We start from the raw sequence: 21,860 nt of genomic DNA on the forward strand, positions 1-21,860 counted from the left end.
TTTCCACGCGCGCAAGCCCGGCCCGGCGCTCGGGCTTGGCGCGATTGCTGATTCCCCATTCTGCCGTCCCGGCCTACCATGGCAGGCCACGTCGACCCCGGACCTGCCCCATGCCTTCGATCCAACCGCCCAATGCCCCGTTCTCCGACGCCGATTTCGAGCGCCTGGACGATCTGCTGTGGGAGGGCGCGGTGCCGCGCGACGGCATGAACCTCGAAGCCGTTGACGGCTTCTTCAGCGCATTGTTCGTGTCGCCGCTGCCGGTCGATATCGAAGACGTGTTACCGGGGATCTGGGGCGGTGGCGATGCGCCCTTCGAGGACGAAGCCCAGAACGAAGCCCTGCACAGCCTGCTGCTGTCGTTCTGGCGCGCGGTCGGTCGACGCATCGCGCAGACCAACGAGGACGATGCACAGGCGCACATCCCGGCGATCCAGCTCAGCGAGGAGCTGTTCGAGGCGGTGCGCGAGAACCGCATCGACACGCTGGAGGACGACACCCCGTACGGCGCCGATTGGTCGGCCGGTTTCGAATACGGCATGTATCTGCAGCAGGAGGCCTGGGACGAGCGGCTTGAAGCCGACCCCGAGCTGGAAGAAGCGGTCAGCGTGATCTTCGCGCTCGGCGAGAGCGAGGACGAACTCGACGAAGACGATCTGGGCGATCTCGAAGACGATCTTGAGGACGACCAGTTCGACGACCCCGACCTCGAAGGCGCCGAACGCCCGCTGCTGGCGCGCGCGCTGGCCGGCGCGCCGGTCATCCCGCCGACCGAAAATGGTGTGCCGGGTAGCGAAGTACGCTCGGCGCTCGATGAAATCATGAGCGGCGTGCGCGGCGGCGATCCCATCGTGGTCAGCGGCGAGCCCGCAACTGCACAGGCGCTCGAAGTAGAAGATGCCGATGGCGATGTCTACGACGTCGACAGCGAGCCCGACGAAAATCTCGAACCGCTGAGCCCGGCCGAGCGGCTGCAGCTGATCCTTGAGCTACCGGGCGTGCTGCAGGCCCTGCACTTCGTCCGCCTTGAGGAGCAGAAGCCACAGCCGGCGCGGCGTGAGCACGAGGTCGGCCGCAATGATCCCTGCCCCTGCGGCAGCGGCCTGAAGTACAAGAAGTGTCATGGCGCGCCTGAAGCGCTGAACTGAGAGGTCGGCCATGTCGCGCACCATCGCCATCGTTGAGGACGAGCCCGCGATCCGGGCCAACTACGTCGATGCACTGACCCGCTATGGCTATCAGGTGCACGGGTTCGGCAGCCGACCCGAAGCGCGCGCGGCGTTCACGCTGCGCCTGCCGGATCTGGTGATCATCGATGTCGGCCTCGGTGATGAGCCCGAGGGCGGCTACGAGCTGTGCCGCGAGTTGCGCACACGTGCGCCGACCCTGCCGATCCTGTTCCTGACCGCGCGCGATGCCGATATCGACGTGATCTCCGGCCTGCGCCTGGGCGCTGATGACTACCTGAGCAAGGACATCTCGCTGCCGCAGCTGACCGCGCGGGTGACCGCGCTATTCCGGCGTATTGATGCGATGCGCGCACCCGCCGCGCGTGAAACCGTGCTGTCGCTGCGCGGTCTGCGGCTGGAGCTGGAGCGCATGCACGTCACCTGGAACGGTGTCGCGGTGCCCTTGACGGTCACCGAATTCTGGATCGTGCACGCGCTGGCGCGCCATCCCGGCCACGTGCGGGCGCGCGAGCAACTGATGCGCGAGGCCGAAGTGGTGGTCGACGAGGCCACGATCACCTCGCACATCAAGCGCATCCGCAAGAAGTTCGAAGCCATCGATTCAAGCTTCGATGAGGTCGACACCGTGCACGGTGCCGGCTACCGCTGGCGGCCGTGATCAAGGCCTGATTCCGCATGCGTCTGCGCCAACAGCTGGTGCTGCTGGCTGCTGCTGCCTTGGCCCTACCGGCTGCCGGCGCTTTGCTGGTCCGCGAGCTGGAAGCCCAGCTGCGGCGCGGCCAGGAAGCCCAGCAGGCAGCCACCCTGGCGGTGATGGGCGAGGCCATCGAGCGCGCGCTGGCGCGTGATCCCGGCCTGCTGCCCTTGGCGCCGGGCGGTATCGCGGTGCCGGTGCAGGCCGAGGCGCTGCAGCTCGACGGATTCGATGACGACTGGGCACAGCAACGTGCAAGTGCACGAACGCTCGATAGCGTGGGACATCTGCGCCTGCGTGCGGCGCGCAGCGAAGGCGCGCTGCATCTGTTCATCGAGGTCACGGACGCCAGCCGGCTGCGCGCCGAATCCAGCCAGCCCGAGGCGCAGTACGCCGACCGCGTCGAGCTAGACATCGAAACCGCCGACGGCCGCTCGCGCCTGCGCTTGGCCAATGCCGCGCCCGGCGCGCTGTCCGCGCAGTCGCTCGGCGGGCCGCACCTGCGGGTGGCGGGCGAGTGGCAGGAAGACGCCGCAGGCTATCGGATCGAGCTGCGCCTGCCGGTCGGCCTGCAGGTGCTCGGGCTGGCGGTGCAGGCGGTGGACCACCGCGCACCGGCCCAGGTTGGCACCCGTCTGGGCAGCACCGCACTGCGACCGCTGCGCGAGCCGCAACCGCCCTTGGCCGAGCTGCTGGCCGCGCTGTGCCCGCGCGCGCACGTCTGCGAACTGCTGGACAGCACGGACAGCCGGCTGCTGAGAGCGGGTGCCTTGGCCGCCGATGCCGGGCAGGTTTCGGCTTGGCGACGGCTGTTCAGCGCCGTGCTGGGCGAGGTCGGCAGTGAAGCCCGCTACGCAGCCGGCAGCGATGCTGCGCGCTGGCGCAGCATCGAAGACGGCAACCGTCTGGAGTTGGCCAGCCGGATCGATCTGGCCCAGGACGGCGAGCGCCACGGCGTGCTCGAACTGCGTCAGGCCAGTGCCGCCTTGCTGTTGGCGGATCAGGCCTTGCTGCGGGTGCTGGCGGTCAGTCTGGGCGTGCTGCTGCTGCTCGCGGCCCTGCTGTATTTCTTCGCCGGTCGGCTGTCGACGCGGATCCGGCGCCTGAGCCTGCAGGCCGAGGCCGCACTTGAGCGCGGCGGCGTCGATGCCGCGCGTGGCTTTGAGCGTTCCAGCGCGCGCGATGAGCTGGGTGAACTCTCGCGCAGCTTCGGCACATTGCTGGACGAGGTCGCCGGCTACACCGACTACCTGCGCAGCCTGGCCGGCACGCTTTCGCATGAGCTGCACACGCCGCTGGCGGTCGTGCGTGGTTCACTCGACAACCTTGAAGCGCAGGGCCTTCCCGACGGCAGTGCGGTGTACCTGCAGCGCGCGCGGCAGGGCAGCGAGCGGCTGGCAGCGATCGTCCGTGCGATGGGTGAGAGCTCGCGCATCGAGCGCGCCATCGCCGCAGCCGAAGCCGAGGACTTCGATCTGGCCGCCCTGCTGCGCGGCTGCGCCGAGGGCTATCGCGGCCTGCTGGCGCCGCGTCGGCTCGATCTGATGGCACCGGCTGGGGCCTTGCCCTTCCACGGCGCGCCGGATCTGATCGTTCAGGCCTTGGACAAACTGGTCGACAACGCCCGCGGCTTCTGTCCGGCCGATGGCTGGATCCGCCTCGGCCTGTCGCAGGAGTCCGACGGCGTGCGGTTGACGGTCGCCAACAGCGGGCCGCTGCTCGCCCCCGGCCGCAGCGAGCGCCTGTTCGATGCCCTGGTCAGCCAGCGCCCGCGTGGCGCCGGCCACGACAGCGCACCGCACCTGGGCCTCGGCCTGCACATCGTTCGTCTGGTGAGCGAACGTCACGGCGGCCACGCGCGGGCAAGCAACCTCGCCGATGGCAGCGGCGTCGAGTTCAGCCTGAGCCTGCGGCCGATGGTGCGTGCGCGGCTGTAGCGCAAGTCCGAAGGCCTGCGGCATGACAGCCGCGGATCAGCCTACTGTGGCCTCAACCGTGACTGGCGAACCCGCCTCTACGCGCGACAGAAGGTGTTCCACCGCATGCACCAGCAGGGCTGGCCCCACGTAGGTCTCATGGGTGCGGCGTATCAGCGCCATGTAGAGTCGGCCGAACAGATTGCGGGTTTGAACCCGCGTCGCCAGCCGGAACCGGGTGCGTCCGTCGCAGCGCAGTTCGACGCTGGCACTGGCGCGAAAACTCAGGTGTCTATCGTCCGCGCCCAGCAGCACTTCGGCGGTACGGGCTGAAGCATCCGTGCGTTGATCCAGCACGGGAAAGCGTCCGCAGTAGCGCTGCGGGCAGCTCTCCGACAACAGCGACGACACCGGGCAACCGAGGCTGGAAGTGCGCAGCCCGAGCGGGCGTACCAATCGGTTGCGCAGACCCATCAGCAGGCCGACACCGCGTGGCGGATTCTCGACGAAGCCCTCAAGCAGCTGCGCCAGGAGCGCCGCAGCCGAGGGCTTCGATGCGTCCAGCCACGCCGGGTCGAGGTCCAGATAGACACTGCCCACGCTCCCCGACGGACCATCCAGCGCCGAGTGCAGCAAGCTGGCGTCCGGTATCGAGTGCTCTCTGCGTGGCTGCAGGTGCGTACGGCGTCGCTCCACCCAGCCCAAATGCACACGTAGAGTCTGCGCTTGGGAGCGCAGGCGCCCCACCGCACCGCGCAGCGCGCCACACAGTTGTTGCGCCCGGGCATGCGGGGGCGAGCACAAGCTCAGCCGGTACTCCGCAGCCGGTTGCGCACCCGCATCGAGCAGGGCCTGCACCGGAGACGGCACACACTCGGTCAGGCTCGGAATATCGGCCGCGTTGGCCAGCACCTGGGTACGCTGCGCGTGGCTCAACTCTCCTCCCAACTCATCGGTGTGGCAGGACAGGGCAAACAGCGCCGAGTGCTGACCGCTGGCGTCCAACGGCAAGAACTGGTGCCAGGTGCCACCGCAGAAGCGCACGGTGAACAGGCTGTCGGCAGGCACGCGCACATGTTTGAGACTGCGCACGAAGGCCTGCGGGTCGGCGGCCATCTCGGCATCGTCGACGTGTGCAAAGCGCAGCAGCGCACCTGAGCTTCCGGCGACGGCGGTAAAGATCCGGTTCCCGGCATGGCGATGAAACGGATGGCCGGATACGCCGACCATGAAGCTGTACAGCGACGAGGCATCGCCGTGCGCCAAGTGCATTCCACCCAGGCGCGCTGAGGGTTCTTCCAACGCATCCACGAAGCCCGGATGCGCTCGCTGGCGAGCCGCGGTCTGGGCGATCAGGGCGTCGCCCGCGCCGGGGCCGAGCTGCGCGATCAGAGTGACCTCGATCGGTGCGGCGTCGGCACCGTTGCGCAGGCTTACGCTTGGGAAGCCCTTGCTTGGTGAAGCGAGTTCGTTCATTTCGGCGTCGCCCGGCTACGCGCCCGCGCCCGGCTCTCGCGCTTCAAGGGGCCGGCGATTGGGCAGACTTCGGCGGCCCACGCGAACACGGTATTGGTCAGGCGCTCAGGCACCAGGCGGAAGTAGACGAACTGGCCGCGCTTCTCGCGGCTGATCAGGCCGGCATCTTCAAGAATGCGCAGGTGGCCCGACAGCGCCGGCTTGCTGAAATCGAAGCGATCGCCGATCTCGCCAGCGCTCAACTCGCCAGCGTTGAGGAAGGCGAGGATCTGGCGGCGCGGAGCTGAGGCCAGTGCAGCGAAAACGCGGTCCATGCTCATATCAGTTAGGTAATTAGTTAACTGATCGGAAGCCTAGCGTGGTGCCTGCTGCAACGCAAGCCGTGCGGAGAGCCGAGCCTTTGAACCGTGCCGCGCGCGGGTCCACTTCGATGGAACGTGTCCGCGGCGCGCGCGCGCGAGGCGAGGTCAAACCTGCAAGCGTGCGCATCGACTGGGACGGGGCAGAAAGGCAGAGCTCAGTCTGCCCTCCATCGCGGGTTTGATCCGGCGGAAGCCCTGCGGCTTCGCGTTCGCAAGTGGGCAACCCAGACACACCCGCCGCCAGCGACCGAAGACTCCCCCGCCACGCGCAATCGCTCCCGGCGCGGCCTCGGTCGTTCCAAGCGCCGCGCCTTGCGCGTTCGACAGACCTCAGTCGATGTGGCGCTCGGCTTCCTTCTCGACCTTCTCGCCGGCCTTCTGGGTGTCTTTGCCGAGTCCGCTCATGGTATTGCAGCCGGACAGGCCCAGGCTGAAGGTCGCGATCAGCAGCAGGGCGGCGAAGGTGCGCAGCGATGCGCTGCAGCGGGTGCGGACGGTCGTGCGGTTCATGGCGAATTCCTTGGGCGGGCGATGGCTGCACCTTCAGCCACCGACCCGCAGGCTGCGCGGCGGCAAGGCCGGCGTCTGTGCTCCATCGAACTGAAGCACTCAGGCCAGCAGCGCGTGCTCAGCCTGTTCGGCCCAGCCGGCGTACAGCGCGCCCGAAGGATGCAGGCGTTGGTCTGCCTCTGTTGGCGGACCTCGCGAGTCCAGGGTTCTGCCGCGGATCTGAAGCCAGCTGTTCGAGCTCCCTCCGACAGCGCGTTTGTCGCTCGCGCGGGTGTCGGCGCAACCCGGCCATGCAAAGCCGACAGCTTGGCAGGCGAGAGTGCGCCAGGTTTCAGGTCTGATGTCGACGCCTGCCGTTGGCGCGTCCTGTGGACATTCAACGGCGATACCGGATTGGATCTTGGTAGACCAAGCCCCCGCCTTACGGATCGCGCGTGGGACTTTCGCGGGCTTCGGCTCGCACCTGCTCGCGCAGCATTTCCGAGAAGCTGCGAGTGATGCGGGTCGCCATGGCCTCAGGCTGCAGCGGTTGTTCGGACTTGTGGCGTGACAGCGGGCCGTCCAGCCACAGCGCCGCCGCACCGTGCACGCAGGCCCAGGCGCTGAGCACCACGTCCTGCTGCCGCTCCGGCGCCGCCTGCGGGCCAAGGCAGTCGGCCACGGTGCGGGTGAGCTGGGCAAACGCGGTGTCGCCTGCGCTGTCCACGCAGGGGTTGGTTTCCGGCTGCGTCAGTTCGGGTCGGAACATCAGCGCGAAGCTGGCCGGATGGGCGATCGCGAAACCGATGTAGGCGGCGCCGCTGGCGGCAAGCCGATCAAAGGGATCGGGGCCGGCGCTGTCCGCGGCAGCGGCGGTGCAGGCGGCCAGCGCGTGGAAATCCTCTTCCGCCAGCGCCGCCAGCAGGGCGGAGCGATCCTTGAAGTGGTGATAGGGCGCTGCGTGCGAAACGCCCGCGGCCTGCGCCAGCTTGCGCAGGCTGAGGCCCTCCACGCCCTCACGTTCGAGCAGGCCGCGGGCCGCTTCGATCAGGGCGCGGTGCAGGTCGCCGTGGTGGAAACGGGCGCGGGCGGGGAGGCGGGGTGTGCTCATAGCGGCCCATCTGAACATCTTGACACCGTAAAGTTCAATCTTTACGGTGGAAACATCGTTCGACCCGCCTTCGCAAAGCCCCTGCATGGGTTCGCGTCTGCGCACCTCAGGAGCCGCACATGCACCGCCCGCCCCCGTTCCTCTTCGCTCCGCTGACGCTGCTGCTCGCGGCCTGCGGCGCGCAGCCGCCCACGCCCGCCGCCCCGGCGACCGTCCCGCTGTCGGTGCGCACCGCCGCGGTCGCCCCGGCGCCGGAAACTATCCAGCTCAGCTTCCCCGCCCAGCTGCGCGCCCGCGAACGCAGCCTGTTGGCCCCGCAGATTTCCGGGCAACTGATTGAGCGCGCCGCGCTGGGCCAGCCCGTGCAGGCCGGCGACGTGCTGCTGCAACTGCGCAATCCAAACGTCGAACCCGCGCAGGCCGCGGCCGATGCCGAGGTGCGCGCGATCCAGGCGCAGCTGGACAAGGCCCGCGACGACCACGCCCGAGCCGCCGCGCTGCGCGCGCGTGGCCTCGTCGCTCAGGAAGCGCTGGATGCCGCCCGCAGCCAGATGGACAGTCTGGAAGCGAGCCTCGCGCGCCAGCGCGCGCAGGGCCGAGGCGCCGCCGCCAATGTCGGCGAGCAGACCCTGCGTGCCGCCGGTCCAGGTCGGGTGGTGCGGGTGCTGGCGGAGCCCGGCGAGTTCGTCGCAGCCGGTCAGCCGGTGATCGAGCTGGCCGGCGACGCCGGCCTGGAGTTCGAACTGGCGCTGCCGCCGCGCATCGCGCAGGGCCTCGCGCCAGGCCTTCGGGTAGGGCTTGTCGCACTCGATGGCCGCACCCACGCAGCGGTGTTGGCCGGGCATCCGGGCCAGGCCGCTGTACAGGGCGCGGGCGCGGCGGGGCTGGTGCGGCTGCGCTTCGAGCTCGTGCACGACGCGGTGGACGGTGCCGCGCTCGCAGCCGGCGAACCGGTCGAAGTGCAGCTGCCGCTCGCCGCGCCAGCGGGTGTGGCGGTTCCGCTGTCGGCCCTGCGCGCGACCGGCGGCGTGCCGCCGGTGCACGTGCTGTCGCTGGAGGGTGATCGCACACGCGCAGTCGAAGTCGAGCCACAGCTGCTGCTCGGCGAGATCGCGCTGGTCGACCCCGCCGTGGCCGGCGCGCTGGCTGTCGGTGCGCCCCTGGTGACCGAGGGTTCAAGCTCGCTGCGCGCCGGCGATCGCGTACGGGTGCTGCCATGAACGGGCTGCTGGCCGCGCTGCAGCGCGACCGCCTGATCCTGGCGCTGGCGACGATCCTTGGATTAGCCGGTGTGTTGGCGCTCGGTCAGATGCCCAAGCAGGAGGATCCGTCGTTTCCCTATCGCGGCGGCATCGTCACCGCGGTGCTGCCGGGCGCGGGTGCCGACACACTGGCACGGCGGGTGGCACCTCCGATCGAGCGCCAACTCGCACAGATCGAGGGCATCGACGAGATCCGCACCACCGCGCGCCAGGATGCGGTGGTGATCTCGGTGCAGCTGCGCGACGATATCTACGACACCGAGAGCGTGTGGACGCGGGTGCGCGAAGCCCTCGCGCGGGCGCAGTCCGAGCTGCCGGCTGAAACCCAGCGGGTCCAGCTCGACGACCGCATCGTCGGCGCCGAGCTCGCCGTCTACGGCATCTTCGGCGGCGATGATCCGGTGGCGCGGCGCACCGCCGCGCAGCGCCTGCGCGATCGGCTGGCCCAGATCGATGGAGTCGCCAGCGCGCGCCTGTCCGGCGACCCCGGTGAATCGATCGCGCTCCACCTGGACCGTGCCGAGCTGCGCGGCCTCGGCCTGCGCATCGAGGACGTCGCTCGCGCGGTGCAGGCGCGCAGCGAGCCCGCGCGGCTGGGCGCGCTCAGCGCCGAGGGGCGCAGCCTGCCGCTGTCGCTGGACGGCGGCCTCGATGCGATCCCTGATCTCGCGCAACTGCCGCTGACGCTCGCGGACGGAAGCGTCCTGCCGCTGGGCAGCCTCGCCCGCATCGAACGCCGAACCGCCATGCCCAGCGCCCAGCGCGCCTATGTCGATGGTGCGCCTATGGTGGCGGTGGAAGTGCGGGCTGCGCGCGAAGCGGTCGACGTGCTGCGTCTGGGCGCAGCCCTGCGCGCCGAAGTCGAGCGCATGCGGCCGGCGCTGGCGCCGCTGCAGGTGCGCGAAGTGTTCTACCAGCCCCAATTCACCGAAGACCGCCTCGGCAGCCTACTCAGCAGTCTGCTGACCGCGATGGGCCTGATCCTGGCCGTGCTGATCGTCGCCATGGGCCTGCGTCCGGCGCTGGTGGTTGCGGCCATCCTGCCGATGGTTACCGCCAGCACCCTGGCCCTGTACGCCATGGGCGGGGGCGTCCTGCAGCAGATCGCGGTGATCGGCATGGTGGTCGCACTCGGCATCCTGGTCGACAACGCGATCGTCGTCGTTGAAAGCATCCAGCGCCGGCTTGATGCCGGCCAGCCGCGCGTGCAGGCGATGCAGGAGGCCGTCCGCGAACTGGCGATGCCGCTGCTGTCGGCTACCGGCACCACGATCGCGGCCTTTCTCCCGCTGCTGCTGTCCAGCGGCAACACCGCCGACTTCACCCGCGGCATCCCGATCGCGATCACCCTGAGCCTCGCGGTGAGCTATGTGTTCGCGGTTCTGGTGACGCCGCTGCTCGCGCTGCGACTGCTGCGTGCCGAGGCGCCCGCGACGCCAGCCGCCAACGGAGTGCTCGAGCGCTGGGCCATTCGTCTGTGCGGCCGCGTTGTGGAGCTGCACCGGCGGCATCCGCGGCGCTCGCTGCTGCTCGGCGGCGTGCTGGTGTTCGGCTCGCTGGCCAGTTTCCCCTTGCTGCAGCAGCAGTTCTTTCCCGACGCAGATCGCGCGGCACTGCTGGTTGAAGTGCAGCTGCCCGATGCCAGCCACCCGGACCGTACCGACGAGGTTTCGGCGCAGATCGAGGCCTTCCTGCGCAGCGATGCGCAGGTGGGCTCGATCCAGCGCTACGTGGGGTTTGCTGGCCCGACCTTCTACTACAACCTGCAGCGCTCGCCGCGCGACCCCTCGCGGGCGCGCCTGCTGGTCGAGACGGCGGGCCTCGAACACAACCGCGCGCTGCTGGAGCGGATCGCCCGCTGGTCGTCCGATGCGCTGCCGGGCGTCGACGTGGTGCCGGTCATCCTGCGCCAGGGGCCGCCGGCGGCGGCGCCGATCGAGATCCTGGTGTTCCATCCCGACCGCGCTCAGCTGGTGCAGGCGGTCGAGCAGGTGACCGGCCTGCTGCGCGACATCGAGGGCAGCCGCGCGGTGCGCCACAGCCTGGGACAGGGCGTGCCGGCCCTGCAGGTGCAGCGCAGCCTCGGCGCGGGCGAAAGTGTCGACATGGGGCAGGCGGCGCTGGCCGCCGCGCTCGCGGCCAGCACTCAGGGCTGGGCGGTGGCGACCTATCGCGGTGGCGAAGAGCCGGTGCCGATCCGTCTGCATCTGGCGCCCGACCAGCGCACCGACAGCGGTGCGCTGCTGGGCCTGCCGGTCGGCGCCGCCGGTCTGCCGCTGGCGCAGATCGCCTCGCTCGGTCTCGCCCTGCAACCCGGCGCGGTCGAGCGACGTGACCTGATGCAGGTCGCCAGCGTGTCCTCCGAGCTGCAGCCGGGTTTCGGCTTCGGCGGTGTGCTCGATGCGCTGCGCGAGGCGCTCGCGACGCAGGCGCTGCCCGCTGGCACCGAGATCCGCTTCGGCGGCGAGGCCGAGAACGCCGGCAAGGCCAACGACGCCGTGGTGCGCGCGCTGCCGCTGGGGGCGATGGCCTTCCTGTTCTTCCTGCTGCTGCAGTTCAACTCGATGAGTCGGGTCGGCCTGGTGCTGGCCTCGCTGCCCTTCGCCCTGGCCGGCGTGTTCCCGGCTCTGCTGCTGGCCGGGCTGGCGTTTGGCTTCCAGCCGCTGCAGGGCGTGTTCGCCCTGATCGGCATCACCGTGAACAATTCGATTCTGCTGCTGTCGGCGGCGGATGACGCGCTGGCCGAGGGCGCCTCGCCGGATGCGGCCGTGCTGCAGGCGCTGGATCGCCGCATCCGCCCGATTCTGCTCACCACCGCCACCACCGTGGTCGGGCTGCTGCCGCTGGTGTGGTCAGACTCCACCCTGTGGCCGCCGCTGGCCTGGGCGATGATCGGCGGCCTGCTGGCCTCGGCCTGGCTGTCATTGACCGTGCTGCCGCTGATGCTGCGCGCGCTGCTGCGCTGGCAGGCGCGCAGGGGACAAGTGCAGGTGCCGGTGCGGCAATGAGCCGCACCGCGGAGCCCGCCGGGCTCCGCGGGTGGTAGCGAACAGCCTGCGGATGCTTGCGCTGATTCGCCATCGCCGGCTGGGTCGGGTTCAAAACAGGAACGTGAAGCCCGCGGTGAGTGCTGAGGCCGTGCGCTGCTCGACCAGCCCCGAGCTCAGCAGTCCTGAGGCCAGCTGGCGACGCTCCCACTGCGCCACCAGCCGCAGTCGCGGGCTCAGCTGGTACTGCGCGGACAGACCGACGCGGCGTTCACGGACGCCGCTGCGTGCGGTGAAGGCGGGCGTGAGCGGGCCGCTGGCCGGCTGCACGTTCGCCGGGTGAGGAGGCGAGAAATCGAGTTGCTGCGCGTCCGCATCGGCCCACATCACCTGGGCGTGCGCGAGCGCGGCGAAAGGACCGAGCTCGGCGATGCCGATGCTGCCGCGAACGGCGACGGTCAAACCGTCCGAGTCGCCGGTGCGCTGCAGGGGCCGGATCAGGACTTCGTAGGGCGCAGGGCCGATCCGGCCGCTGTGGCTTGCGACCAGTCCGAACGAGAGAAAGGGATCGATGTCCTCACCGCCCAACGCCGACAGCAGCGCCGAGTCTTCGGCCTTGCGGCCGCGATCGATCGAGGCGATCGCGGCGAGTTCGAAGCCCTCGCGGCGCAGCAGGTAGGCGCCGAACTCCGGAGCGCCGCGAAGGGTCTTGGCAAGCCAGCGCGAACGCTCGATGTCGAGCAGGGGGACTGGCCCGGTGCGGTCGCTCGCGCTGCCGATGAATCGGGGCTCCTGCAGCGCGGCGACGCCGATGCTGCCCTGCGCATGTGCGGTTGTAGCGGGCATTGCGGCGGCCAATGCGACAACTGCAGCGGTGCTGAGTGCTTTCGGGTGGATCATTGCGAACTCTCCTGGTGGGTACGAAGCCGCACGCGTGCGGCCTTCGGCGCGGATGCGCAAAGGTTTGGGTCTGAGGTGGATGCCTGCGGCCGCAGGCGCCTTCTGGCGGACGAGGCCGCGCTGTAGCTCAGCCGTCGTCGCCGGCGGTGCCGGCGACGGCCGGCGTCCACGGGCGATAGGCCGAGCTGCGCGGCGGCAGCGGCGTGCACGCAGTGGTGCCGGCGATGACCTGGTCGATGGCTTCCCAGCCGCTCGGCAGGTAGTCGTGCGGACAGGCGTACAGCCAGAAGTCCGCGCCCTCCAGCGTCCGGCTCGCGCGCATCACGGCGCGGGTATGGGTGAACCCGGTCCTGAATTCCACCAGGCTCTCGTAGTCGAGCCACAGCGTGTAGGTCCAGGCGTGCGTGCCGAGTCGGCGCAGGCGGACGTCGTGCGCCAGCAGTCCCGGCTGGGTCGGCAGATCCTTCAGCACCTGCCGGGTGTGCTGGTAGAAGGTCCACAGCCCGCTGAGGTTGACCCGTGCGCGGGTGACCGAAAGCACGCGTGGTGGCCGTTCGTCCGCTGATGGCTGCGTCGGGGCTTGTGCGGGAGCGGGCTCGGCGGCGCCGACCAGCGCGGACAGACCGAGCCCGGCTGCGCCGAGCAGCCAGGCAGCGATGCGCTGGCTCAGCGCAGTGGCGCGCCGCCCAGTTCGATCGGCAGGCGAACATCCTCGGGCACGCCCAGCGCTGCGCTGACACGCGCCATCGCATGCGGCACCGCTTGGGCCAGGGTTTCCGGCAGCAGTTCCAGCTTGGGCAGCACGTCCGAGTTCAAGGCGCTGGCCACGCCGTGCATCGCCGTCCACACATACAGCGCGTCCAGCTCGATGTCCTTCTCGGTCGCCGCTGTGCCCGCGCGCAGTCGTCGAATCGCCTCCAGCAGCAGGCGAAACGAGTGACGGGCTTCGCGCAGCAGTTCCGGGTGCTCGGTGACGCTGGGCCAGGGTGTACCGAACATCAGCCGGTACTCCAGCGGATGCCGCAGCGCGAACTCCAGGTAGGCCCGGCCCAGCTCGGACAGATCCTCGTGCGCGACTGTCTGCTTGGGGCGCGCATCCAGATGCTGGGCGAAGCGCTGAAAGGAGCGACGGATCACTTCCGCCAGCAGGTGATCGCGGCTGGGAAAGTGCTTGTATGGCGCCTGATGCGACACCTTCAGGCGGCGTGCGATCTCGCGCAGGCTGAGCTGCTCCAGACCCTGCTCGCTGATGACCTGGTGCGCCGCTTCGACGCAGGCCTCCTTGAGATCGGCTGAGGCAGAACGCATGCAGGAACTCCGGGCCGGGTGGGTCGAGCATGATCGGCGATTGCAGGGTCGAGGTCACGACTGCACCCCCGCCGGTCGGCCGGCGGCAATCATCCCGCCCATGATCCGCTGCATCAGACGCACCCGCAGCGGCCGCGGCAGCATCGCCAGCGAGTAGCCCAGCAGCTTTGACAGGGCGCCCGGGCGGACGGTGCCGCTGCGCCCAAGAGCGCGCAGCAAGGGGTCGACCAGCGCCTCGGGCTCGGCGGCGCCCGCCATGCCCAGCCCGGCCCGCGCGCCGAAGCGCGTGGCCACCGGCCCCGGCGCTGCCGCCAGCACGCCGACGCCGCTGCCCGCGAGTTCAGCCGCAAGGCCCTCGGCGAGGCTCTGGACGAAGGCTTTGCTGGCGGCATACGTGGTGCTGCCGGGCACGCCCTGGAAGGCCACGATCGAGCTGAAGAGGAGCAGCGCGCCATCGCCCTGGGCGCGAAAGCAGCGGCCGAAGGCATGGGCGAGATGGAGCACGCTCGCGCAGTTCACCTGCACCTGCTCCAGCTGTTCGCGCAGGGGCTGATCCAGCAGCGGGCCGCTGCTGCCGAAGCCAGCCGCCGCTACCAGCACCCGCACGTCCAGTGGCTCGCACTCGGCCAGCAGCCGATCGCAGGCGTCGGGGCGGCTGAGATCGAGGCGGACGGTGCGGCACTGCACCTTCGACTGCTGCTCGATCGCGAGCGCGGTCTCCTGCAGTCGCTGTGGATCGCGGCCGCACAGCACGAGATGCATCCCCGCACTGCCCAGCCCGTGCGCCAGAGCCTGTCCGAGCCCGCTGGAGGCGCCGGTCACCACGGCCCAGCGCCCGCGCCAGCGTTCAAGCCCCGGCGCGCTCATTGCACCCTCACTTCGAGTCGCAGCTCGCCGCTGGCCGGGGTCTCGATGCGGGCTTCATCGAAGCGCGGAGCGCGCAGGCGCGGGCGCACGCCACCGGACACGCCCCAGGCTTCCTTGGGCATGCCGAACAGATTGGTGTCGACGATCCGGTTGCCATTGGTGTCGTGCGAGGCGGTCACGGCATAGCTGCCCGGCGGCAGATCCTTGAACTCGCAGGTCACGCGATCGCCGCGGGCCGGCTGCCAAAGCGTCTGCACGGCCGCCGCCGGGTCGGTGGGAAATCCTGCGGCCTGCCGATACAGGCCACAGCCGACTTCGCCGCCGGCACCAAAGCCGATGACCTCCACGCGCAGCGAAACAGGGCCCGAGGGGGAGGAGTCAGTGCTTCCGGCGACACCGATTGAGGGGTACAGCAAAGCGAGGCTGAGCACGGCAGCGAGTGGGAATCCGGCCACGAGGCACCTGGGGTAGCGCTGCCAAGTTGACAGCGTCAACCACGCTACGCGGGCAGGTTGACGGTGTCAACATTGGCCGTTGCCATGGAGCCTCCCTCGCCAGTCAATGGGCAAAAGCGACGCGTCCCGGAACGCGCCCGGGCACACGCCGTCCGCCAGCGGCTGCCCGCTGTCGAGGGTATTGGGGGTGACGGCGCGGGCACTACGCCGGCCCGATCGAAGGTGGGTGCGCTTCGCTTTCGGCAACTGGAACCGAGGCGAGCGTGGCGGCCACGGTGGGCCGGGGCCCACCCTATGGGCCGAGCAGTCCGATCTCGGCGGCTTCAGCCCAGGCGGCGTAGAGCGCACCGCTCGGATGCAGGCCATCCTCGGCCACCCACGCACTGCCGCGCTCGCGGGATACCGCGCTGGTGTCGACGAAGCGTACGTTGCGCGCCTGCGCGATCTCGGCGGCGGCAGCGTTGAAGGCATCGAGCTCGCGGGCGATCTGTGCGGTGTCGCGGCCGCTCTTGGCGCCAAACGGCGTCACGCCCCAGTCGGGAATGGCCAGCACGATCACCCGCTGGGGGTCGTCGCCGGCCAGCGCCAACGCGCGTTCAAGCAGGGCGACGAACTGCTCGCGGTACTCGTCGAGCGCGCGGCCGCGGTACTGGTTGTTGACCCCGATCAGCAGGCTCACCAGGTCGAAGTCGGCGCGCGTGCCGACCGGATACTTGCCATCCATCGCCGCGGCCAGCTCGTCGGTGGTCCAGCCGGTGGTGGCGATGATCTCGGGCGGGTCGAAAGCCCGGCCATGTGCGTTCAGACGCGCGACCAGCTGCAGCGGCCAGCGTCCGGATTCGGCCACTGCTTCGCCGATGGTGTAGGAGTCGCCGAGGGCGAGAAAACGTCGCGCGCTCATTTCAGAGTTCGCTCATGCCGCCACCTGCTCAGGCCACCGCACGCTTGATCTCCTGCGCATTGCGTTCGAGTGCGCCCTCGATTCTCAGGAACACCTCGGCGATGTCTTCGGCGAGCGGCAGCAGGGTGACGCGGAAATGGTTGCGGTAGGCAACATTGAAGCTGGAGCCGGGCACGATCAGCACGCCGTCCTGTTCCAGCAGTTCCAGCGCGAAGCGGTAGTCGTCGAAGCCGGGCAGGTCACGCGAATCCACGCCGGGGAAGGCGAACATCGAGCCCATCGGCGCGACCAGCGACAGCCGCGAGCTGCGCGCGCAGGCGTCGATGATCGCCTGCCGCGACTGCTGCAGACGGCCGCCGGCGGCGGTCAGTGCGGTCACCGTATCGGGGCCGTTGATGGCCGCGGGAATCGCCCACTGCGCCGGCACGTTCGCACACAGACGCAGTGCGCCGAGCAGGTCGAAGGCGTGGTGGTACTCGGCCAGACGACCGCGGTGTCCGGACAGCACCACCCAACCGGCGCGGAAGCCGCAGCTGCGGTGCACCTTCGACAGCCCGCCGAAGGACAGGCAGGGCACCTCGCCGGCCAGCGGTGCCAGCGGCACGAACTCGGCCTCGTCGTACAGCAGCCCGTCGTAGATCTCATCGACCATCAACACCAGCCGGTGACGTTCGGCAATCTCCACGATCTGCTGCAGCAACTCGCGCGGATAGACCGCGCCGGTCGGGTTGTTCGGGTTGATCACCACCAGCGCACGGGTGCGCGCAGTGATCAGCGATTCCATCTGCTCCGGGTCGGGCAGGAATCCGTGCTCCGGGCGGCAGTGGTAGTAGCGCGGGTTGCCGCCGTTGAGCAGGGTCGCGGCGCTCCACAGCGGATAGTCGGGGCTGGGCAGCAAGACCTCTTCGCCCGGGTTCAGCAGGGCGCGCAGGGCGATATCAATAAGCTCACTGACGCCGTTGCCGAGGAACACGTCATCGGCGGTGACGCCATGGCTGCCGCGGCGCTGGTGCAGACCGGCGACGGCTTCGCGCGCCTCCGGCAGGCCCTGCTGGTGGCAGTAGGGATCGCTGTCGGCAATATGCTCGGCGATCGCCTGCTGGATATGCGCAGGTGCATGCAGGCCGAACGCGCCGGGATTGCCGATGTTCAACTTGAACAGCTTGCGCCCGGCCTGCTCCAGCTCCCGGGCTCGTCGGGCCAGCTCGCCGCGGATCTCATAGCGGACCTGTTCAAGGCGTTGGCTGGTCGGAACGGGACGGTGCGGCATGGCGGTCGGCAGGGCGTGGACGGCCGTCAAGACTAGCCGAGAACCCACGGTGGCGATAGGAAACCTCGGCCCCGCGCAACCTCGCCGAATCAGCGCAGATGCGGGCTGCCGCGGGGCAGGGCGGTGATGATTCGCTTAGAATGCGCGCCCCGTCCCCCGCGCCCTGTGCGCGTGACAAGGTCAGCATGATCGTGTTCGAGGGCCAGGCGGCCCTTTCGTCTTTCCGGCTGAAGGCGCTCAGCGCCCGGGTCGAAACGCTTGCGCCCGGCCTGGGCCCGCAGGCCACCCGCTGGCTGTACTTCATTGAGCTGGAGCCCGGCGCCAGCCTCACGGCGGAACACTCGGCGCAGCTCGGCCGCATTCTGGAAGCGGCGCCCGGACAGTCAGCGCCACAGCCGCAGGCACCGTGGGTGCTGCCGCGGCTGGGCACTCGCTCGCCGTGGTCGACCAAGGCCACTGAGATCCTGCGCGGTGCCGGCCTGCCGGTGCAGCGCGTCGAGCGCGGTCTGGCCTACCAGCTGACTGCGGCGCTTTCGCAGGTCGCAGGCCTCGCCGTGCTGCTGCACGATCCGATGACTCAGGCCCTGGTCGAGGACGGACGCGCGTTGTCGGGCCTGTTCGCCGCCGGCACGCCAGCGCGCGCTGCGCGCATCGACACCGCCGCGTTGGCGCAGGCCAACACCGAGCTTGGCCTGGCGCTCTCGTCCGACGAGATCGACTACCTGCGCGACCGCTACGGCGCTCTGCAGCGACAGCCCTCGGACGCCGAGCTGATGATGTTCGCGCAGGCCAACTCCGAGCACTGCCGGCACAAGATCTTCAATGCGCAGTACCGGATCGACGGCGAGGATCAGCCGATCAGCCTGTTCGGCATGATCCGCAACACCCAGCGTGTGTCGCCGCAGCTGACCCTGTCGGCCTACAAAGACAACGCAGCCGTGGTTGAAGGCTTCGAGGCGCGTCGTTTCGCGGCCGGGCCGGACGGCGAGTACGTCGAGCGGGCGCTGGCGCCGTCTGCATTCGCGATCAAGGTCGAGACGCACAACCATCCGACTGCGATCTCGCCGTTCCCCGGCGCGGCCACCGGCTCCGGCGGCGAGATCCGCGACGAGGGCGCGACCGGCCGCGGCGGCAAGCCCAAGGCCGGGCTGACCGGCTTCACGGTGTCGCATCTGCGCATCCCCGGCCTGACCCGGCCGTGGGAGCAGGAGCGTCCGCTCAACCCGCGCATGGCCTCGGCCTTCGAAATCATGCGCGATGGCCCGCTCGGCGCTGCCGCGTTCAACAATGAATTCGGCCGCCCGGCCTTGACCGGCTACTTCCGCAGCTTCGAGCTGCCGACCGCCGAGCCCGGCCTGTGGCGCGGCTACGACAAGCCGATCATGCTGGCCGGCGGCGTCGGCAGCATCGAGCGCGATCAGGTCGAGAAGCGCCGTCTGCGCCCCGGCGATGCGGTGGTGATCCTCGGCGGACCGGGCATGCTGATCGGTCTGGGTGGCGGCGCTGCGTCATCGGTGGCCTCGGGGCAGAGCACCGAGGACTTGGACTTCGCCTCGGTGCAGCGCGACAACCCCGAGATGGAGCGCCGCTGTCAGGAAGTCATCGACCGCTGCTGGCTGCTCGGCGACGGCAATCCGATTCTGTCCGCCCACGATGTCGGCGCCGGCGGGCTGTCGAATGCGGTGCCCGAGTTGCTGAATGATTCCGAGGCCGGCGGCGATATCGACCTCGCCCAAGTGCCCTCCGACGATCCCGGCCTGTCACCGATGCAGCTGTGGTGCAACGAGGCGCAGGAGCGCTACGCGTTGGGTATCGCTGCCGAGCAGCTTGAAGAATTCGAGGCCCTGTGCCGGCGCGAGCGCTGCCCGTACGGCGTGATCGGCCGGGTCACCGCGGCGCGCCATCTGCGGGTGCTCGACTCACGGCCGCAGGCGTTGGCCGTCACCGGCACGGCCGAGGCGGTGATCGATATCCCGATGGATCTGCTGTTCGGCAAGGCGCCGAAAATGCTGCGCGACACCGAAGTGCCGCGTGCCACCAGTTGGCCGCGCCTCGATCCGGCCGCTGTCGATCTGCGCGAAGCCGGTCTGCGCGTGCTATCGCACCCGAGCGTCGGCGCCAAGCAGTTTCTGGTGACGATCGGCGACCGCACGGTCGGCGGGCTGTCAGCGCGCGATCAGATGGTCGGGCCGTGGCAACTGCCGCTGGCCGATTGCGCGGTCACCCTGGCGGATTTCAGCGGCTACACCGGCGAGGCGATGGCGCTCGGCGAGCGCAGCCCGCTGGCCTTGATCGACGCAGCTGCCTCCGCGCGGATGGCGGTCGGTGAAGCCTTGACCAATCTCGCTGCCGCGCCGGTGGCCTCGCTCAAAGAGGTGAAGCTGTCGGCCAACTGGATGGCCGCGGCCTCGCATGCCGGTGAAGACGCGCTGCTGTTCGAGGCGGTCAAGGCGGTCGGCATGCAGCTGTGTCCGGAGCTTGGCATCGGCATTCCGGTCGGCAAGGATTCGCTGTCGATGCAGGCGCGCTGGCAGCATCAGGATCAGGCGCTGTCGGTGGTCTCGCCGGTGTCGCTGGTGGTGACGGCGTTCGCCCGCGTGGAAGACGTGCGCGCAACCCTGACGCCCGTGTTGGCGACCGATCAGGGCGACAGCGAGCTGTGGCTGATCGGCCTTGGCGCCGGCAAGCAGCGCATGGGCGGCTCGATCCTGGCCCAGTGCTTCGAGCGCTTCGGCGGTGCCAGTCCGGATATCGAGGACGCCGAGACCTTGCGCGAGTTCTTCGAGCTGATTCAGGCCGCCCGCGCCGAAGGCTTGATCCTCGCTTACCACGATCGTTCAGACGGTGGCGCATTCGCCGCCGCCTGTGAAATGGCATTCGCTGCGCACTGTGGTCTGCAGCTGCAGCTCGAAGGTTGGACCGAGGCCGCGCTGCCGGCGCTGTTCAACGAGGAACTGGGCGCTGTGGTGCAGATCCGCACCGAAGACCGTGCGAGCTTCGCTGATCTGGTTGAGCGCCACGGCCTGATCCACTGCGCCCAGCGTATCGGGCGCCCCAGCCGGCAGCCGCGGGTGCGGGTGCTCGATGGCGAAGATCTGCTGGCCGAATGGAGCTGGCAGGAGCTGTTCGAGGCCTGGTGGTCGACCAGCCACGCGATCCAGCTGCGCCGCGATGAGCCCGGCTGCGCCGAGGCCGAGCGCGCAGCCGCCAGCGATTTCAATGCTGCGCCGCTGGAGGCCGTGCTGAGCTTCGATGCCGCGGACGACATCGCCGCGCCCTACGTCAACTCGGGCGCCCGTCCGCGGGTGGCGATCCTGCGCGAGCAGGGTGTCAACGGCCAGATCGAAATGGCCGCCGCATTCACCCGTGCCGGCTTCGAAGCGGTCGATGTGCACATGAGCGATCTGCTCGAAGCTGGCGGCGACCTCGCCTCGTTCCGCGGTCTGGCGGCCTGCGGCGGCTTCAGCTACGGCGATGTGCTCGGCGCTGGCCGCGGCTGGGCGACTTCGATCCTCGAACACGAGCGCCTGCGCGCAGCCTTCGCCGAATTCTTCGGCCGCCGCGACACGTTCGCGCTGGGCGTCTGCAACGGCTGCCAGATGCTTGCCCAGCTGAAGGATCTGGTACCCGGCGCCGAGGCCTGGCCGCGCTTTCAGCGCAATCTGTCCGAGCAGTACGAGGCGCGGCTGACGCTGGTCGAAGTGCAGGAGTCGCCCTCGATTCTGCTGGCCGGAATGGCTGGCTCGCAGCTGCCGATCGTGGTCAGCCACGGCGAAGGTCGCGCGGTGTTTGCGTCAGCGGCCGAGCAGGCGCGGGCACTGGTGGCGATGCGCTTTGTGCAGCCCGGCGGTGCGATCGCCAGCGCCTACCCGGCCAATCCGAACGGCACGCCGGACGGCATCACCGGCCTGACCAGTGCCGACGGCCGGGTCAGCTTGATGATGCCGCACCCCGAGCGGGTGTTCCGCAGCGTGCAGATGAGCTGGCACCCATCGGGCTGGGGTGAGGATTCGCCTTGGCTGCGTCTGTTCCGCAACGCCCGCGCATGGGTGGCCTGATGAGCCTCTCTCCGCTGCGACGCTTCATTCTCGCCGCCACCCTGTGGCTGCCGTCGTGCTTCTTCCTGTGGGCGCTGCTGATCAACCCGATTCTGTGGCCGGTGGCGAAGATCGCCGGCGCGGTGCTGGTGCAAATCCTGCCGCAGACCATCGAACTGATCGAGCAGGAAGGGCAGAACTTCGAAGTGGTGACGCGTCTGCTGACCGAGGCCGATTCCAGCGGTCGCATCGGTCAGCTGATCCTGACCTCGACGCCGATGGTCTACGCATGGTGCCTGCCCTTGTTCGCCGGCCTGGTGATGGCGGCGCCGATCACGGGTCGGCAGGTCTTGAAGCAGTTTGCGGTCGGAGTGCCGGTGCTGTGGCTGGTGATCAGCTGGGGGGCGGTGTTCGACGCGCTGTATCTCCTGCAGTTCCGTGCCGGCCCGCTTGGTCAGGCTGCGCTTCAGCAGGCCGGCATCGCCACCGATGTGATCGGCCTCGGCTACCAGTTCGGCTACCTCGTCCTGCCACCTGTGATCCCGATCGTGCTGTGGATCGCCCTGAACAGCGCCTTCCTGCAGGAACTGGTCGAGTTCACCCGGGAACCTCCGGAGCCACCGACAGTCTGAGCC

The 21,860-nt window shown here is 69.6% G+C and carries 17 protein-coding genes and 2 pseudogenes; 8 read left to right on the forward strand and 11 right to left on the reverse strand.

The annotated features are described in order from the left end of the window. Nucleotides 1-110: 110 nt before the first annotated feature. The 4 genes and pseudogenes from ACIQ7H_RS08375 to ACIQ7H_RS08390 all read left to right on the forward strand — a co-directional run. Nucleotides 111-662, forward strand: a pseudogene (locus ACIQ7H_RS08375) (UPF0149 family protein); the annotation flags it as partial. Between the two features lie 381 nt (nucleotides 663-1,043). Then, a pseudogene (locus tag ACIQ7H_RS08380) lies at nucleotides 1,044-1,148 on the forward strand (SEC-C metal-binding domain-containing protein); the annotation flags it as partial. 10 nt (nucleotides 1,149-1,158) lie between these two features. Beyond that, complete coding sequence (gene pdsR, locus ACIQ7H_RS08385) at nucleotides 1,159-1,848, forward strand: proteobacterial dedicated sortase system response regulator (RefSeq protein ID WP_395790318.1); 690 nt, start codon at nucleotides 1,159-1,161, stop codon at nucleotides 1,846-1,848. Nucleotides 1,849-1,865: 17 nt separating this feature from the next. Continuing rightward, nucleotides 1,866-3,821: an ATP-binding protein gene (locus ACIQ7H_RS08390; RefSeq protein WP_395790320.1), complete on the forward strand. Its 1,956-nt coding sequence runs from the start codon at nucleotides 1,866-1,868 to the stop codon at nucleotides 3,819-3,821. Nucleotides 3,822-3,857: 36 nt separating this feature from the next. On the opposite strand, the gene ACIQ7H_RS08395 is transcribed toward ACIQ7H_RS08390, so the two are convergent. The 4 genes from ACIQ7H_RS08395 to ACIQ7H_RS08410 form a co-directional block, all read right to left on the reverse strand. Beyond that, nucleotides 3,858-5,276, reverse strand: a complete 1,419-nt coding sequence (locus tag ACIQ7H_RS08395; protein WP_395790322.1) for a DUF2867 domain-containing protein — start codon at nucleotides 5,274-5,276, stop codon at nucleotides 3,858-3,860. Then, nucleotides 5,273-5,596 (reverse strand): metalloregulator ArsR/SmtB family transcription factor, encoded by a 324-nt coding sequence (locus ACIQ7H_RS08400; protein WP_395790324.1) that lies wholly within the window; start codon nucleotides 5,594-5,596, stop codon nucleotides 5,273-5,275. The genes ACIQ7H_RS08395 and ACIQ7H_RS08400 overlap by 4 nt, the downstream gene beginning before the upstream one ends. Nucleotides 5,597-5,968: 372 nt before the next feature. Then, nucleotides 5,969-6,148, reverse strand: a complete 180-nt coding sequence (locus ACIQ7H_RS08405) for an entericidin A/B family lipoprotein (RefSeq protein WP_395790326.1) — start codon at nucleotides 6,146-6,148, stop codon at nucleotides 5,969-5,971. A 421-nt stretch (nucleotides 6,149-6,569) separates the two neighbouring features. Beyond that, on the reverse strand, nucleotides 6,570-7,238 hold the full coding sequence (locus ACIQ7H_RS08410; RefSeq protein ID WP_395790328.1) for a TetR/AcrR family transcriptional regulator: 669 nt from the start codon (nucleotides 7,236-7,238) through the stop codon (nucleotides 6,570-6,572). Between the two features lie 119 nt (nucleotides 7,239-7,357). Between ACIQ7H_RS08410 and ACIQ7H_RS08415 the strand changes: the two genes are divergently transcribed. Then, entirely contained in the window at nucleotides 7,358-8,458 is a 1,101-nt protein-coding gene (locus ACIQ7H_RS08415) for an efflux RND transporter periplasmic adaptor subunit (protein ID WP_395790330.1), read from the forward strand. Then, a complete protein-coding gene (locus ACIQ7H_RS08420; RefSeq protein ID WP_395790332.1) occupies nucleotides 8,455-11,508 on the forward strand; it encodes an efflux RND transporter permease subunit in 3,054 nt (1,017 codons plus the stop codon). The genes ACIQ7H_RS08415 and ACIQ7H_RS08420 overlap by 4 nt, the downstream gene beginning before the upstream one ends. Nucleotides 11,509-11,598: 90 nt before the next feature. Here ACIQ7H_RS08420 and ACIQ7H_RS08425 read toward each other — a convergent pair whose 3' ends face one another. From ACIQ7H_RS08425 to ACIQ7H_RS08455, 7 genes are all read right to left on the reverse strand, one after another. Then, on the reverse strand, nucleotides 11,599-12,387 hold the full coding sequence (locus ACIQ7H_RS08425) for a MipA/OmpV family protein (RefSeq protein ID WP_395790334.1): 789 nt from the start codon (nucleotides 12,385-12,387) through the stop codon (nucleotides 11,599-11,601). Nucleotides 12,388-12,514: 127 nt separating this feature from the next. Further along, nucleotides 12,515-12,928, reverse strand: coding sequence for a hypothetical protein (locus ACIQ7H_RS08430; protein ID WP_395790336.1), 414 nt, complete (start codon nucleotides 12,926-12,928; stop codon nucleotides 12,515-12,517). Nucleotides 12,929-13,053: 125 nt separating this feature from the next. After that, a complete protein-coding gene (locus ACIQ7H_RS08435; protein WP_395790338.1) occupies nucleotides 13,054-13,695 on the reverse strand; it encodes a TetR/AcrR family transcriptional regulator in 642 nt (213 codons plus the stop codon). A gap of 54 nt (nucleotides 13,696-13,749) precedes the next feature. Further along, a complete protein-coding gene (locus ACIQ7H_RS08440; protein ID WP_395790340.1) occupies nucleotides 13,750-14,562 on the reverse strand; it encodes an SDR family NAD(P)-dependent oxidoreductase in 813 nt (270 codons plus the stop codon). Next, nucleotides 14,559-15,017 (reverse strand): DUF2141 domain-containing protein, encoded by a 459-nt coding sequence (locus tag ACIQ7H_RS08445; RefSeq protein WP_395790342.1) that lies wholly within the window; start codon nucleotides 15,015-15,017, stop codon nucleotides 14,559-14,561. Before ACIQ7H_RS08445 ends, ACIQ7H_RS08440 begins: the two co-directional genes overlap by 4 nt. A 292-nt stretch (nucleotides 15,018-15,309) precedes the next feature. Then, nucleotides 15,310-15,918, reverse strand: a complete 609-nt coding sequence (locus ACIQ7H_RS08450) for a GDSL-type esterase/lipase family protein (RefSeq protein ID WP_395790344.1) — start codon at nucleotides 15,916-15,918, stop codon at nucleotides 15,310-15,312. 28 nt (nucleotides 15,919-15,946) lie between these two features. Beyond that, entirely contained in the window at nucleotides 15,947-17,188 is a 1,242-nt protein-coding gene (locus ACIQ7H_RS08455; RefSeq protein ID WP_395790346.1) for an aminotransferase class I/II-fold pyridoxal phosphate-dependent enzyme, read from the reverse strand. A gap of 185 nt (nucleotides 17,189-17,373) precedes the next feature. On the opposite strand from ACIQ7H_RS08455, the gene purL reads away from it, so the two are divergent. Beyond that, nucleotides 17,374-21,246, forward strand: coding sequence for a phosphoribosylformylglycinamidine synthase (gene purL / locus ACIQ7H_RS08460; RefSeq protein ID WP_395790394.1), 3,873 nt, complete (start codon nucleotides 17,374-17,376; stop codon nucleotides 21,244-21,246). Continuing rightward, nucleotides 21,246-21,857, forward strand: a complete 612-nt coding sequence (locus ACIQ7H_RS08465; RefSeq protein WP_395790348.1) for an exosortase H-associated membrane protein — start codon at nucleotides 21,246-21,248, stop codon at nucleotides 21,855-21,857. The genes purL and ACIQ7H_RS08465 overlap by 1 nt, the downstream gene beginning before the upstream one ends. The last annotated feature ends 3 nt before the right edge of the window (nucleotides 21,858-21,860 follow it).

It is taken from the genome of Aquimonas sp. (assembly GCF_044377145.1).
In the GTDB taxonomy this organism is placed as follows: domain Bacteria; phylum Pseudomonadota; class Gammaproteobacteria; order Xanthomonadales; family Xanthomonadaceae; genus Aquimonas.